Below are 14,428 nucleotides of genomic sequence, written 5' to 3'. Positions count from 1 at the left end.
CGTCGATTATTTATAAATTTGCTTAAGTGAGATGTTTATCTTTTTTTGTAAATATATTGTACGCTATGTCTATTAGGCCTAGTCGCCCCCATGCAATAAAAACGAAGTTTGAAAAGAAAATGGCAACAATAAAAGATATAGCCCAAGCCGCTGGTGTCTCATTGGCTACCGTATCAAGGGTTATTAATAATGGCCCGAAAGTGGGCAATGACACACGCAAGCGCGTTAAAAAAATCATGGAAGAAATGGGATATCGTCCCAACGCTAATGCGCGTGCGCTTGTAACAAAACGCAGTGCGTCGCTAGGTGTGGTCATCGCTGAACTTCACGATCCGTTTTTTGCCATGCTCGCCCACGGCGTCGAGTCGATAACGCGAAAGAACAACGTTCAAATATTGTTGAGCGCGGGCTCCATAGAAAAAGAAACCGAACTTCGCGCTATTGAAACCTTGTTAGAACACCGCGTAGAAGCCATGGTTGTTCACAGTAAAGCGCTAGATGATGAAACGCTTATCGGCTTTGCTAAACAAGTCCCTGGCTTTGTGCTGATAAATAGATACATTCCTGAAATTGCAAATAGGTGCGTGTGGCTAGATAACGTGACAGGCGGCCGCCTTATGGCCGAATATGCCATCAGTCAGGGTCATAAGCATTTAGCAGTAATTAGTAGCCAATATCGTATCGACGACCCTAACCACCGTTTAGAAGGTATTAGAAACGCTGTCGACAACGCAAAGTTAAGTTTGACTGAGAGTATGATTGAGTATGCCACCCCCGATCAGGAGGGCGGTGAATTAGCGATGCAGAATTTGCTTGCCACAGGCGCCCAATTTACTGCCGTGTTAGCATACAACGATGCAATGGCTTCAGGGGCGATGACAATGCTGCAAGATCATGGCATTTGTGTGCCCGACCAAGTGTCGGTAATGGGTTACGATGACGTATTGCTCGCTAAATACTGCCGACCTAAATTAACCACGCTTCGATACCCTGTGGAAATGATGGCAGCCAAAGCGGCTGAACTCGCATTGAAATATGCATCGGGCAGTAAGCCAGAAGACGGCCTAACATTTAAATATACCCCAACGGTAGTCAAACGCGACTCCATCATTCGAATTTAATACACGTTCTGGTACAGTTTTTTAAACCACATCCTATCGATGGCTATATAGCAATTATTAATACCTGCCGACGGCGGGTATTTTTTTAGCTAATTCTACGTGGTTTGGTGGCTGATTAATCGCAATTCGTTGTAATACTGCTCAAGCGTATTCTGAAAATTTTATGACAGTAAAGTATTGACAAAAATCACTGCTTGATCGTTTTGCTCCAGACTTTTATCCCCAATGGGGAAAATTGCCTGATCCTGTATGGCTTTACGATCAAATAATATTAAGATCAGCATCAATGGCTCTACAGCGCTTGATTTAACTGATTTTTCGTGATCCGACCAGAAAGTGCCTTTAAGATCGTGATCAGTTGTTCTATATGGCTATTAACAGACTTACCAACAAGGTTTTCCACGAGTTATCCACAACGAGTAAGGAATTCTTTATTGTGTAAATCTAGCTAAAAACTGGCGGTATTGTTCAATGGAATAGTCGCTTTTTAACGTTGCATTGTGGGTAGCGCTAGGAATAACTGAAATATACTTTTCGCTGCTTGATGCATCTTTTAGCAACTGCTGGCTGATGGGATAAGGCGTTATCTTATCGTCTTCACCTACTAGCAACCAAAGCGGGCCATCATAATGGCGCAGAATTGGCGCAATTTGCATGCTATGCACTTCGTCGTGAAGCTTCATATTAGTAAACGAGTTAGAAAACCCTGGTATCATGTTGGCAATTAAGTCTGAAATATTATTAAACGCGCCATCTAATACTAGTGCGTCAATACGCCGATTAGCGGCCACATAGCTTGCGAAATAACTGCCAATGCCTCGACCGTGAACAATTGTAGGAATAGACGCGTCGAATGCACTTTCTACATAGTCAAACTGGGTTAACGCATCTTGTTTAATAGCGTTAATGCTTAAGTCTTCTGCTTTATCGCTAGCGCCCACCCCCTGATAGTCTAACCACAAAATATTTGCGGGTAGCTTCCCTAGCCTATGTATAACGCTATTATTTTCACTTATCGGCATGCGATTGTCGGCAAAAAACACAATATTAACGATAGGGTTGGGATAAGAAACCGCAACACCTCGAAGGGTAAGGCCCTCTTTGTTTTTTACTTCAATACGGGTAATACCCGCAGCAGTTTTATCGTTTTGAATGGCAGCATGTAGCTTAGTGGTATCAATGGGCTGTTGTTGGGAGTCTTGATGAAAGAAGGCCGAAGGGGACACGTTAATTGCACACCCAATAAGTGAAACACTTGCAACTACACTGATTACCGCGTTTTTTAAGCTCATCATTAAAGAACTGTCCGTGTTGATTGGTTATAGCGAAATTTATTTTCAGGTTATATAGGTGTAATGGTTGTGTCGCTGATCAACAGTCCCTCACCTATGCTAAACAAGCTGTAACAGTTTGCAACAGTTGTTCTGTTTCTTAGCGATACAAACTTTCTTATACTAAAGACAATATTACTTGCATAATTTATCTGCATAAAACAAAAATAATTTAATGAAAAGTAGAACATTTTCCATGTCTTACGCTACATCACCAGCTCGACTTATTGTTGCCTGCTGTGCCCTACCCTTGCTTATTGCCTGCGAGTCTACGCCACCCGAGCTTGATTCATCATTAATTCCTGCGTCGCAGAGAAAAGACTATCAGCTAACCATGTCTAAAGCGAAAGCTTGTCCAATTAACTTGGCAGAATTAATCGACATACGGTCGAGTAAAGACTTGCTCGTTAGAAGCAGTAATGGATTAGAAGACACGCTCTATTCACTGTTACAGCAAAGCTTAGAAGCGATGAATGTTAGCCCAGATATTGAAGCAGCCAATAGCGTTAAAGTAGTACTAAATCGCGCGTTTATAAAAAGCTTAGGAAGTAATATGGTTGCCACTGTGGTGCTTAAGGTTAAGTACAAGCCTGACTATGCAGATGAGTATTCACCGGCCACCACCTTCAAAGGGCAAAGCGTGAATGTAAACGCCAGTGTCAGTGAAAAAGAGAGCAATCAGATTGCTATCGATGCCATGAAAACCGCCATTGATGATGCCACCAAACGTATAAAGTCGTCACTGTTACACAATTGCAAAAATGCGCTAAGCGAACTAGAGGCGGTATAAGCTTAAGAAATTATAGAGTGAACGCGATTGAGTGAGCGTAAGCGCTAAGCTCGAACTTTCAATCGGGCTAAGATTCAGTAGATAAGCCGCGTATTATCGACCATAAAGCACGCCATGCCACCGTCAACGGCCGCTTTTCGGCCCATGTCGGTATCTTCAAACACCACACAATGCTGTGGTGCAACGCCCATTAATTCCGCAGCACGTAAAAAGGTTTCAGGATGTGGTTTGCCTTTGCTTACATCATCTGCGGTTACCAACGCCGATAACTGGGCGAGTAAGCCATGCTCATTTAACACCATTTGCGCGTGCTGCCTATCTGAGCCTGTCCCCACAGCAATGGGTACGCTTCCCTTATAGTGATTAAACACGTCCAGGGTATCTTGAATAAGTCTGGGAACATGGTCTAGCCCTTCAAAGGCCTGTTTTTTATATAGAGCAACCTTTGCAGGATCATGGCTTTTGCCATACTTGGCATTCATGAGGTGTACGGTTTCAAAGGTAGGAACGCCACCTAAACTATATTGATAGTCTCGGTCGAAGGGGTAGTCGAATGCGTCACACGTAAGCTGCCACGCATCAATATGTGCGCCCATTGAATCGACCAAGGTGCCGTCCATGTCAAAAATGATGGCTTTGTAACTACTTAGGTCAATCATGGTGCTCCCTTCCTTTTTAACAAACCTTGTGGTGCTAACCTGTTTTGGTTTTTAATGCACTGCCCTTTTTACGCTGACAACACATCTCGCGCTTTGACCGCGTCAAAGTCGCGGTCAACCTTAAGGTATACCGCGTTATTTTGACTGTTTAATGTCACTTCTAGTACACCTGGTACTCGCATTAGTTCTGCTTCGATGCTGGAGATATTGGAATTATCAAACTCACCGTTCATCATCACACGCTTAACACGGCTCGCTTCCTTCACCCCAAAAATGATGAAGAGCCAAAGCAATGTGCTGGCAGCGCCAATACCGTAGGCGATGTCTTGAGACCAAATATCAGTAACCAAACCAGATATTACGCCTCCCAAAAATGCACCAAAAAACTGGAAACTGGCGTAAAGCCCCATGGCCGTTCCTTTTTGCCCAGCCGGCGCAATGCTCGACACCAACGCAGGAAAATTCGCTTCTAAGTAATTAAAGCCAGTAAAGAACAGCACGACCGCTGCCGTCACCCACCACCAGCTGTGGTCTTCCAAGCTAAGCGCTAAAAATGCGCCACCCATTAACACTACACCTGTGACAAGCAGCGATTTAGGCGTTCGCCCCCTTGCCATCCCCATCATTATAATAAGGCCAACAATGGATGCGCCTAGTACAGGTAAATAAACGGTCCAATGGCTGTCTAACGCCATATCGAAATTTAGCAGCGTGACCGGAAGCTGCACGAAAAGCAGCGTTATCATCATGTGTAAAATCATCACGCTGATATTTAAACGCCATAACTGAGATGAAAATACTAAACGTTTTAGCTGATCTTTTTGAGGAAGTGTATCGCCACTGCTCAGCTGTACACCGTTTGGGACAACCCATTTAACCAGCGGCATGCATAGAATGGCCAAGATGCCAGTAATGCCGAAAACGCCTGTAAGGCCATAGCTGTTGGCAATAAGTGGCCCTAAAATAACGGCCAAATAGAACGAAAAGCCAATGGCGATTCCTATGATGGCTAATACTTTAGCCCGCTGACTTTCGCGGCTTACGTCGGTAGCAAGTGCCATTATTGCACCTGCAATGGCTCCCGCACCTTGAAGAATACGCCCTACAATCATCATGACCATACTGTCGGCATTCGCGGCCACAAAGCTTCCCAATGCAAATACGGCAAGCCCTAACAAAATGACAGGTTTGCGCCCCCATTTATCAGACATCATGCCCATGGGAATTTGAAGCGCGGCCTGCGTTAGACCATATCCCCCCACGGCAAGCCCCACCAATAGCGGAGAATAGTCAGGGTAGTCCATAGCAGCAACCGCCAAAACTGGCATAACCATGAACAACCCCATCATGCGTAAAACGTAAACGGAGGCAAGTGCAAGCGCGGCGCGTAATTCCAAAGCGTTCAAAGCGTCTGTGTCCCTCAATAAGTAAAATCAAAAAAACAAAAAAGCGCGCAGAGAACACCGGTTTCTGCTGCAAGAAGAATAAAGTCGCGAAGTGTAGCATAATACCAGTCCGCATAGATAATTGCCCACTCAGAAGGGCGAGTTTAAAATGTCCGTACTCTTTGTTGTGTCACCTTGATGTAGAACCACTATACCTGCGGTAACACGCCGCGATTACGAACATTTTAAGTCTCGCTGAGTGTGTAATTATCTATGCGGACTGGTATCACTTACACCCACTTACCTTAAATTCGATTAATGCAATCAACGCTGGCGTTAATCATTTGCATAGTGTGGGGTTTAAAAGTGAGGAATAAACCACCACATTGAACAACTACAAGGCGAGTAAACACCGGTAAGGTGATCTGCTCCCTCTACTCACAGTATAACTTGAATGTCATATCACTTTAGTTGACACCTATGGCATACTGATTCTTTTTCTCTCATTTAGGCTTCAATGGATAAAATCGAAATTCGCGGTGCTCGCACCCACAACTTGAAAAACATCGATTTAACACTGCCACGAGACAAACTGGTGGTGATAACCGGCCTTTCTGGCTCGGGTAAATCGTCTCTAGCATTTGACACGCTATACGCAGAAGGCCAACGACGTTACGTTGAGTCTTTGTCTGCCTATGCCCGTCAGTTCCTTTCCATGATGGAAAAACCCGATGTTGATCATATTGAGGGTTTATCGCCTGCAATATCCATTGAGCAAAAATCAACGTCACACAACCCTCGCTCTACCGTAGGTACCATCACCGAAGTTTACGATTACTTGCGACTGATGTTTGCCCGTGTAGGTACGCCTCGCTGCCCTGATCACGATGTACCGCTAGACGCCCAGACCGTCAGTCAAATGGTGGATAAAGTGTTGGCGATGCCAGAAGGCAGTAAGCTAATGCTATTAGCGCCTATCGTTAAAGAGCGTAAAGGTGAACACGTAAAAGCTTTGCAAAACCTCTCAGCACAGGGCTTTATTCGTGCGCGCATTGATGGAGAGGTATGTGACCTATCGGATCCGCCGCCGCTAGACCTGCACAAGAAGCACACCATCGAAGTGGTGGTAGATCGTTTCAAGGTGCGCGACGACATGGCGCTTCGGTTATCTGAGTCATTTGAAACGGCACTTAGTCTTGCTGGAGGAAACGCTGTCGTAGCAGATATGGACGACAAAGACGCTGAAGAAATTGTCTTTTCAGCTAACTTTGCATGTCCGCACTGCGGCTACAGCATTAGCGAGCTTGAGCCTCGACTGTTCTCGTTTAACAACCCAGCGGGCGCGTGTCCAACATGTGACGGTTTAGGTACGAGACAATTTTTCGACCCGGCACGCGTGGTTGGCAATACCGAATTAAGCCTCTCTGGCGGGGCAATACGCGGCTGGGATAAGCGCAGTTATTATTACTTCCAAATGCTTCAGGCGGTCGCTGATCACTACGATTTTAGCCTTACCGCTCCGTTTGAAGAGCTAGATAAAAAGCACCAAGATATCGTGCTTTATGGTTCGAAAGGTAAGTCGTTATCGTTTAAATACATAAACGAGCGGGGCGATGTAATGGAGCGCAAACATCCATTTGAGGGCATCATTCCCAATATGGAGCGCCGCTATCGCGAAACTGAGTCAAACTCGGTACGCGAAGAGTTAGCCAAATACTTAAGTCAGCAGCATTGCAGTAGCTGCAACGGCACACGGCTTCGCGTGGAAGCCCGAAATGTGTTTATTCAAGACACTAACTTGCCTGCTATTGCAAATATGTCTATTGCCGATGCGTATGGCTTTTTCGAAACGTTACAGTTAGAAGGTCAGCGCGCGCAAATAGCCGAAAAGATTTTAAAAGAAATCATGGACCGTTTGCGCTTTTTGGTAAACGTAGGCCTTAACTATCTGTCTATGTCGCGAAGCGCCGATACCCTATCAGGTGGTGAAGCCCAGCGTATTCGATTGGCAAGCCAGATTGGCGCTGGTCTAGTGGGCGTTATGTATGTGCTGGATGAGCCTTCAATTGGTCTGCACCAGCGAGACAATGAGCGCCTGCTCAATACGCTTACTCACTTACGCGACCTCGGTAACACCGTACTCGTTGTTGAGCACGACGAAGACGCTATCCGTGAAGCCGACTATATTGTAGATATTGGCCCAGGTGCCGGTGTACACGGTGGTGAAATTATTGCCGAAGGGTCACTGGAAGACATCAAAAACAGTGAAGACTCACTTACCGGAAAGTATCTGTCGGGTAGAGAGAAAATTGATATTCCGGCTTCGCGTACACCTGTAAAAGACGACAAATGGTTGGAACTTACAGGCGCAACAGGTAATAACTTGCAATCGGTAGACTTACGCATTCCCACGGGCGTAATGACGTGTGTAACAGGCGTTTCAGGCTCGGGTAAATCGACGCTAATAAACGACACCTTTTACAAGATTGCCCAGCGTGAATTGAACAAAGCCACCACGTCGGAGCCTGCGCCGCATAAATCGATGACGGGCCTAGAGTTGCTCGACAAAGTCGTAGACATCGACCAGAGCCCCATTGGTAGAACGCCACGTTCAAATCCAGCCACCTATGCGGGTATTTTCACGCCTATTCGTGAAATGTTTGCTGGCACGCAGGAGTCTCGCTCCCGCGGTTACAAGCCGGGCCGCTTTAGCTTCAACGTGAAGGGCGGGCGCTGTGAAGCGTGTCAGGGTGATGGTGTGATTAAAGTGGAAATGCACTTTTTACCAGACGTGTACGTGCCTTGCGATGTGTGCCAAGGAAAGCGCTATAACCGCGAAACCCTAGAGATAAAGTACAAAGACAAGAATATTCATGAAGTGCTGGAAATGACCGTGGAAGATGCGCGCGAGTTCTTCGATGCAATTCCATCTATTTCGCGCAAATTGCAAACGCTTATGGATGTGGGTTTGTCTTATATTCGACTTGGTCAAGCGGCTACCACGTTATCTGGTGGTGAAGCGCAGCGAGTGAAATTGGCGAAAGAGTTGTCAAAAAGAGACACTGGGCAGACACTTTACATCTTGGATGAGCCAACCACGGGTTTGCACTTCCACGATATTAAACAGTTATTGGCCGTACTTCACAGACTTCGCGATCACGGTAATACCGTTGTGGTTATTGAGCATAACCTAGATGTGATTAAAACCGCAGACTGGATTGTCGACCTTGGACCGGAGGGTGGATCCGGAGGTGGCCAGATTATTGCAGAAGGAACACCTGAGCATGTGGCAGAACAAGAAGTTTCACATACTGGACGATTCCTTAAGCCCATGCTCACACAAGCTTGAGCCGGTTTGGATGTAAATTCCTAGGCGTTAAGCGCACTGTTTCTTTTGGCTAGCAGTTGTGTAATTTACACAGCTGCTTGTAAAAAGTGCGCGTTGACGTTTATTTACACGTTTTTTCATGCTGGTCAGAGCTTGTTTTGGCAAATCATACGTTACGATGATTTATGTGAATTTTGCAGTAAGAATTGCTGGAGCGAAACCCAATGACTCAAACGCCGCCACTAGCCTTAGTGAAAACTTGGTATCACCTACTTTCGTCGTCTGAAGACAATGACGTAAAAGCGCGCGCACAAGAAATGCTGTTAAATGCCTTCGAGTCGCCTGAAGCGATTGCGATTTATCTTAAAGAGCATAATATTCTTAAGCACTGATCAAAAAAGCCTTAGCGTAGTAGGCGATACTACGCTAAGGCTTAGTGTTTATTAGCAAACGATATTAAGCGTGCTTAGCAGCTTGAATCGCTAACCCTTCGCATACCGAGTTAAATGCGTCATTCTCTAACCGAGGTAAGCCTGTAAGCAGTTTTTCATACAGTGCATCCACTACGATTGGCGATAAACTCATACCGCCGGTAATCATCACCACTTCTGGTTTTTCGCTGCTGTTTTCCAAGCACTCCACGACTAGCGCTTTCACTTTATCAAGCCAAGGCTTTAGTGCTTTTTTAAGTGAGTCTTGTGAAATCTCTACGTCGAAGTCATCTTCAATATAGTGCAGTGGCAATGTTATGTTCTGCTTGGTTGAGAGTAGTTCCTTGGCTAATCGAGCCGAGTTGACCACGCGGGCAGACAGCTTGTTTTCTTGCACGATAAGCAAGCGTTCTAGCTGAGCAGGCTCTTTTATTACAGACATGGTTTGAGAGATATCTAGCCCGTAATCGTCAGAGAAAAAGCGGGTGAGTGCCGGAATGTTATCAACGGCGCACATATCAGAGAAATAGGTAGGTGGAACAGGAAGCCCGTTCATCATTTTAAGGCCCATACCCATTTCAGGCGCAATACCTTTAAGTACCAAGCTTTTATCGCAATCCATGCCGCCTAAACGTCTGCCTGTTACCGACAGAACATCGTCTTTGCGATCAAGCTGGTTGGAACGCTCGGGAGAAAGCTTAATACAGCAAATATCCGTGGTACCCCCACCAATATCTACAATCAGCGTGGTGGTATCTTTTGGTAGGGTTTGCTCGATTTTATACGCCGCTGCTATAGGTTCATCTAGGAAATTAACCCCTGTAAACCCGGCTTTCGTCGCCGCTTCGGTCATGATTTGAATGGCCTGGGCGTTCCCCTCTTCTCCACGCGTACCGTGAAACTTAACCGGGCGCCCAATAACCGCATTATTAACGACCTTGCCTAGCTGCTGCTCTGCGCACTGTTTAAAGTACGCAAGCTGCTTGGCAATAATACCGATGAACGCTTGTCTTTGGTCGCCGTCTAGCGAGGCGCCTAGAAAGTTCTTAGGTGAATAAATTAGTCGGCCTTTGTCCGGCATTTTGAGAAAGCGCCTAAATCCTTCTTCACCAAAAGCGAACTTGCCGTGCTCTACTAATCGCAATAGTGGAATTTCATCTAACGACATTGCGTGCATTAATTGCTGAATAGCCTTGCGCTGTAGGGCTGGCTTGTTATGCAAATCACCACGCAGCGAGTCGATACGGTTACTGTACATACCCTGCTCTTTAGGGTCTTTTGCCGAATAGTACCCGTCTTTCGCTTTGTCTATTTGGTCGCTTATCACGCGCTGCAATTGTGCGACTTTCGCTTCTACCATGGCATCAGGTGGCGGCGGCAGTTCATCCTCAAAATAAATGAACACCGAAGAACGGATTTTATTTCCCTTCTTATCTAACGGGTCAAGTTTGATGTGCTGATGGGCCGCTCCATCAAAATACACAACCTCAGAATTTGATGTACCGTAGTCAATCCCAATCGCAGTCATAGTATGTTCGCTCAAAAAGTTAGAAGCGGATTGTAATGCAAAAGAAAGAAGCGGCACACCCCTGTAAGGTAATCAAAACACAACGATTTATTGCCAAACACAATCGGTTACAGGTGATAGCTGAAAAGCACAGCCCATAATGCTAGAGTGGAAACCAAACTAATAACAATGCCTACGAATATTTATGAGCAATACAGCACCATTAGTTACGTCGTTTGATGTACGTTTTTGTGAAACCGACGCCCTACAGCATGTTAGTAACACTGCATTAGTCGCGTGGTTCGAAGCAGCCCGTGAGCCTATTTTCAGAATGTTTACGCCTGAGCTAGACTTACAAAACTGGCCGTTAATATTAGCCAGTTACAAGGTCGATTTTTTAGTTCAAATTTTTTACGGCAAACCGGTGACGGTTAAAACCTACATTAGCCGGCTAGGCAACAGTGCGTTCGACGTGTTTCAAGAGTTATGGCAAGACGACAAGCTTTGCTCAACAGGCGTAACAACCATGGTACATTTTGACTACAAAACACAGCGCTCTGCGCCTATCCCAGATGATGTGAAGGCAGAGCTACAGTCACATTTTAAGGAATTATCAGGTCAGTAATCAGGCGCAATACGAGGTATCTATGAGCGATTTAATTGAAGTTATTGATGACGTATTGCCGCCGCAGCTGTGTACACAGTTGATGGAGCGCTTTGAAAGTAGCCCTAATTTGAGCCAAGGGCGTACCGGTGGTGGCGTCGATTTAGATAAAAAGCGCAGCATGGATGTGTCGATAAGCCGCAACCCCGAGTTTAAAGATTTATTCCAGCAAGTGATGCAGCATACCGGGCAGCAGTTGGTCTCCTACATTGAAAAGTACTATTTTGCGCTTGTAGGGCCTATTGGCTTAACCGTACGCCATCCCAAAACTGGTGAACCGGTAAAAGTAACAGGTGAAAACTTTGATGAAGTGGGTAAACCCAATTTGGCCAATTTGGTGAATTACCTGTTTCGGGTTGGCGATGTGAATGCGCAGCGCTACACCGCCGGCAATGGCGGTTATCCGTATTGGCATTCAGAAGTGTACCCGCAGCTTCAACATAACGATGCGCTACACCGCGTGTTGCTGTTTATGTACTACTTAAACGATGTGGAAGAAGGCGGTGAGACGGAATTTTATTATCAAAACCGTGCGGTTAAACCTAAAGCTGGCAGAATGGTGATTGCGCCCGCCTATTTTACTCACACACACCGCGGCCAAATTCCAAAAAGTAACGACAAGTACATTCTAACGTCGTGGCTTCTGTTTAACCGCGCTGAGCAGATTTATACGCAGGGCTAGCCTTTATCGCTAGCTTTTCTAAAACCCTTCTACTGCCTCGCCCGTTAAGCGATAACCTACAGACGCGATATCGCCTTTCCAACCGTCAGTCGATAATTCGCCGGTTACCCAGATCGCGTCGTAGATGTTATCTATGCGCACACCTTCTTCAAATTTTACGTACACTATTTGATTAGACGGCGGCGGTGGTACATGAATGCAGGCGCCAAAATAGGGAACAAGTAAAAACTCAGTGGTTAGCTCGGCCGTACCTTCTAACGGCACAACAAAACCCGGAATTTTCACCCGTTTACCGTCAAAGGTGTCGACAACCGGCGCGTCAGGCTGAAGCTGGCTCATTTCACCATTGTGCTGAACAGAAGGCGGCGCAAGTTCATTAAATCCCTCTGGCACTAGGTCTTCCCAGTACACTTCAATAGGTGCTTCTTCTGCCAAAGTGCTGAATGTTACAACAATCATAAGTACGGCAAATAATGAGGTCACGGTTTGTTTCAGGTGGTACATACTGGTCTCTTTCAGGTATCGGTTTAGCTTTCTGTTGTGATGCCTAGTTTTATCAATCTTCATTTTTAGACCACATACAAAAAGGGCTGGTATTACACCAGCCCTTTGTATCATCAATTTAAAGCAGCGTGAATTATTCTGCTTCGAAACGCGCGATGCTTGCGGTAATTTCTTCTTTTGCAGCTGCAGCGTCGGCCCAACCGTCAATCTTCACCCATTTGCCTTCTTCAAGATCTTTATAATGCTCGAAGAAATGCTCAATTTGCTTAAGAAGAAGCGGAGGTACGTCTGTAATTTCTTTAACGTCACGGTAAATAGTAGAAAGCTTGTCTACAGGAACCGCTAGTACTTTTGCATCTTTACCAGACTCGTCAGTCATGTTTAGTACGCCAACTGGACGACATTTGATAACAGAACCCGCAAGTAGTGGGAATGGTGTCATCACTAGAACGTCAACTGGGTCACCGTCTTCAGACAATGTGTTGTTTACATAACCGTAGTTTGTTGGATAGTGCATGCAAGTTGCCATAAAGCGGTCAACAAATAGTGCACCTGAGTCTTTATCTACTTCGTACTTCACCGGGTCAGCGTGCGCTGGAATTTCGATGATCACATTTACTTCGTCTGGTACGTTTTTACCAGCAGAAATTGCACTCAAGCTCATTCTTAGGTCCTTTCAATGATAGATTAAAAATTTTGGTCATAAGTATACGGTGACAGCGGCAAAATAAAAACGCTTTACGACCCATGTCGTACTAATCTCTTTATTTTTAGTTAAATTTTGCTGCTTTTTAAAAACCAAATGGCCCATCAGGGCCATTTTTTAGCTATTTCCCGTTGTCGTTGTAGCTTAAGCACATATCAACTTCGTCTTTAGAGCCGATAATGCAGGGTACACGCTGGTGAATTTCTTCAGGCATTACTTCTAGAATTCGCCCGGTGCCGGTTTCCGCTTTACCCCCGGCTTGTTCCATCAAAAACGCCATTGGGTTGGCTTCATACAGCAAACGTAACTTACCCGGCTTTGACGGGTCTCTGTTATCAAACGGATACATAAAAATGCCGCCACGACATAGCAAGCGGTGAATATCCCCCACCATTGCCGCTACCCAGCGCATATTAAAGTTTTTGCCTCGAGGGCCATCTTTACCTGCAAGAAGATCGGCAATGTATGCCTGCATTGCCGGTTCCCAGTGACGCTGATTCGACGCGTTAATCGAGAACTCAGAGGTTTGTTCTGGCACCTGAATATTTGGGTGAGTAAGCAGGAAACCACCGTGGGTTTTATCAAGGGTATAAATATGCGTGCCGCGACCTGTGGTCAATGCAAGCATGGTTGATGGGCCATAAAGCACGTAACCTGCCGCAACCATTTGCGTACCAGGCTGTAGAAATGCCGACGGGTCGTCTGGTTTCATCCACTGCGGCGCATGGGTAATAGAAAATATGGTACCGATAAGGCTATTAATTTCGGTATTTGACGAACCATCAAGCGGGTCGAAGCTAACTAAATACTTACCTTCAGGATCACAAGGCACAACATCATCTTCTTCTTCAGACGAAATGGCTTTAACGTAGCCAGATTCCCTAAGCGTGTCTTTTAATATGTGGTTAGAGATAACGTCGAGCTTTTTCTGTGTTTCGCCCTGTACGTTTTCTGAAAGGGTTGAACCGAGCACGCCAGCAAGTGCGCCTTGACTCACGCGGAAAGAAATTTCTTTACAGCCCGCTAGCAGTGTACGAATGAGTAAAATTAACTCAAGCGGTGCACCGTCTTGTTGCAATTGGGAATTTAAACGTTTCATTAAGTGTAAGCCTTTTTTTCGTGTGTAGGGTGTTGTACTTACAGTTGCTCAGCTTTCCTTACTGGCTTTTAACTGAAAGCACACAGGTGGAAGTCACCTGTGGTTAGATTGTAACCGTGTTCTTGGTTAAGTGGAACACACCAGTAAAATGTCATACACACACCATACCAGTTTGAATGTTGTGAAATTTTTTTAGCGCTGTGTTGTATAAAGGGTTAACG

Annotated in this window: 13 protein-coding genes; 6 read left to right on the top strand and 7 right to left on the bottom strand. The window is 45.5% G+C overall.

The window, feature by feature from the left end:
• Positions 1-119: 119 nt before the first annotated feature.
• Positions 120-1,121, top strand: coding sequence for a LacI family DNA-binding transcriptional regulator (locus tag ACTRWF_RS06880; RefSeq protein WP_012516748.1), 1,002 nt, complete (start codon positions 120-122; stop codon positions 1,119-1,121).
• A 431-nt stretch (positions 1,122-1,552) separates the two neighbouring features.
• Here ACTRWF_RS06880 and ACTRWF_RS06875 read toward each other — a convergent pair whose 3' ends face one another.
• A complete protein-coding gene (locus ACTRWF_RS06875; RefSeq protein WP_012516746.1) occupies positions 1,553-2,416 on the bottom strand; it encodes an alpha/beta hydrolase family protein in 864 nt (287 codons plus the stop codon).
• 232 nt (positions 2,417-2,648) lie between these two features.
• Between ACTRWF_RS06875 and ACTRWF_RS06870 the strand changes: the two genes are divergently transcribed.
• A complete protein-coding gene (locus ACTRWF_RS06870) occupies positions 2,649-3,242 on the top strand; it encodes a hypothetical protein (protein WP_012516745.1) in 594 nt (197 codons plus the stop codon).
• Between the two features lie 74 nt (positions 3,243-3,316).
• Here ACTRWF_RS06870 and ACTRWF_RS06865 read toward each other — a convergent pair whose 3' ends face one another.
• Both ACTRWF_RS06865 and ACTRWF_RS06860 read right to left on the bottom strand, forming a co-directional pair.
• Positions 3,317-3,901, bottom strand: a complete 585-nt coding sequence (locus ACTRWF_RS06865) for an HAD family hydrolase (RefSeq protein ID WP_012516744.1) — start codon at positions 3,899-3,901, stop codon at positions 3,317-3,319.
• Positions 3,902-3,969: 68 nt separating this feature from the next.
• Positions 3,970-5,307 carry an MFS transporter gene (locus ACTRWF_RS06860; RefSeq protein ID WP_012516743.1) on the bottom strand — a complete coding sequence of 446 codons (1,338 nt, stop codon included), beginning with the start codon at positions 5,305-5,307 and terminating at the stop codon, positions 3,970-3,972.
• A 496-nt stretch (positions 5,308-5,803) separates the two neighbouring features.
• Here ACTRWF_RS06860 and uvrA point away from each other — a divergent pair, with 496 nt between their 5' ends.
• Together uvrA and ACTRWF_RS06850 are read left to right on the top strand one after the other, a co-directional pair.
• The gene (uvrA, locus tag ACTRWF_RS06855) at positions 5,804-8,635 is read left to right on the top strand and encodes an excinuclease ABC subunit UvrA (protein WP_020742666.1); all 2,832 of its coding nucleotides are present in this window, start codon (positions 5,804-5,806) and stop codon (positions 8,633-8,635) included.
• A gap of 203 nt (positions 8,636-8,838) precedes the next feature.
• A complete protein-coding gene (locus ACTRWF_RS06850; RefSeq protein ID WP_015065957.1) occupies positions 8,839-9,006 on the top strand; it encodes a hypothetical protein in 168 nt (55 codons plus the stop codon).
• Positions 9,007-9,070: 64 nt separating this feature from the next.
• Here ACTRWF_RS06850 and ACTRWF_RS06845 read toward each other — a convergent pair whose 3' ends face one another.
• Entirely contained in the window at positions 9,071-10,573 is a 1,503-nt protein-coding gene (locus ACTRWF_RS06845; protein WP_020745186.1) for an Hsp70 family protein, read from the bottom strand.
• A 184-nt stretch (positions 10,574-10,757) separates the two neighbouring features.
• Between ACTRWF_RS06845 and ACTRWF_RS06840 the strand changes: the two genes are divergently transcribed.
• Positions 10,758-11,177, top strand: a complete 420-nt coding sequence (locus tag ACTRWF_RS06840; protein ID WP_462835284.1) for a thioesterase family protein — start codon at positions 10,758-10,760, stop codon at positions 11,175-11,177.
• A 22-nt stretch (positions 11,178-11,199) separates the two neighbouring features.
• Positions 11,200-11,898, top strand: coding sequence for a 2OG-Fe(II) oxygenase (locus ACTRWF_RS06835; RefSeq protein ID WP_015065954.1), 699 nt, complete (start codon positions 11,200-11,202; stop codon positions 11,896-11,898).
• Positions 11,899-11,916: 18 nt separating this feature from the next.
• On the opposite strand, the gene ACTRWF_RS06830 is transcribed toward ACTRWF_RS06835, so the two are convergent.
• The 3 genes from ACTRWF_RS06830 to ACTRWF_RS06820 all read right to left on the bottom strand — a co-directional run bounded on the left by ACTRWF_RS06830 (position 11,917) and on the right by ACTRWF_RS06820 (position 14,207).
• On the bottom strand, positions 11,917-12,402 hold the full coding sequence (locus ACTRWF_RS06830) for a DUF3299 domain-containing protein (RefSeq protein ID WP_462835283.1): 486 nt from the start codon (positions 12,400-12,402) through the stop codon (positions 11,917-11,919).
• Positions 12,403-12,535: 133 nt separating this feature from the next.
• Entirely contained in the window at positions 12,536-13,066 is a 531-nt protein-coding gene (gene ppa, locus ACTRWF_RS06825) for an inorganic diphosphatase (protein WP_024015508.1), read from the bottom strand.
• A gap of 163 nt (positions 13,067-13,229) precedes the next feature.
• Positions 13,230-14,207 (bottom strand): class 1 fructose-bisphosphatase, encoded by a 978-nt coding sequence (locus tag ACTRWF_RS06820; RefSeq protein ID WP_015065951.1) that lies wholly within the window; start codon positions 14,205-14,207, stop codon positions 13,230-13,232.
• Positions 14,208-14,428 lie beyond the last annotated feature (221 nt).

It is taken from the genome of Alteromonas sp. G5_S2_22_S1 (genome assembly GCF_054968525.1).
The sequence above is the reverse complement of the archived record's forward strand: the minus strand, read 5'-3'. Positions and strand labels throughout refer to the sequence as shown.

What these genes read in the sequence shown, in the direction of transcription:
- ACTRWF_RS06870 (WP_012516745.1), top strand. Translation starts at nt 2,649, where the DNA reads ATGTCTTACGCTACATCACCAGCTCGACTTATTGTTGCCTGCTGTGCC.
- ACTRWF_RS06845 (WP_020745186.1), bottom strand. Translation starts at nt 10,573, where the DNA reads ATGACTGCGATTGGGATTGACTACGGTACATCAAATTCTGAGGTTGTG.
- ACTRWF_RS06840 (WP_462835284.1), top strand. Translation starts at nt 10,758, where the DNA reads ATGAGCAATACAGCACCATTAGTTACGTCGTTTGATGTACGTTTTTGT.
- ppa (WP_024015508.1), bottom strand. Translation starts at nt 13,066, where the DNA reads ATGAGCTTGAGTGCAATTTCTGCTGGTAAAAACGTACCAGACGAAGTA.
- ACTRWF_RS06835 (WP_015065954.1), top strand. Translation starts at nt 11,200, where the DNA reads ATGAGCGATTTAATTGAAGTTATTGATGACGTATTGCCGCCGCAGCTG.
- ACTRWF_RS06850 (WP_015065957.1), top strand. Translation starts at nt 8,839, where the DNA reads ATGACTCAAACGCCGCCACTAGCCTTAGTGAAAACTTGGTATCACCTA.
- uvrA (WP_020742666.1), top strand. Translation starts at nt 5,804, where the DNA reads ATGGATAAAATCGAAATTCGCGGTGCTCGCACCCACAACTTGAAAAAC.
- ACTRWF_RS06880 (WP_012516748.1), top strand. Translation starts at nt 120, where the DNA reads ATGGCAACAATAAAAGATATAGCCCAAGCCGCTGGTGTCTCATTGGCT.
- ACTRWF_RS06875 (WP_012516746.1), bottom strand. Translation starts at nt 2,416, where the DNA reads ATGATGAGCTTAAAAAACGCGGTAATCAGTGTAGTTGCAAGTGTTTCA.
- ACTRWF_RS06830 (WP_462835283.1), bottom strand. Translation starts at nt 12,402, where the DNA reads ATGTACCACCTGAAACAAACCGTGACCTCATTATTTGCCGTACTTATG.
- ACTRWF_RS06865 (WP_012516744.1), bottom strand. Translation starts at nt 3,901, where the DNA reads ATGATTGACCTAAGTAGTTACAAAGCCATCATTTTTGACATGGACGGC.
- ACTRWF_RS06820 (WP_015065951.1), bottom strand. Translation starts at nt 14,207, where the DNA reads ATGAAACGTTTAAATTCCCAATTGCAACAAGACGGTGCACCGCTTGAG.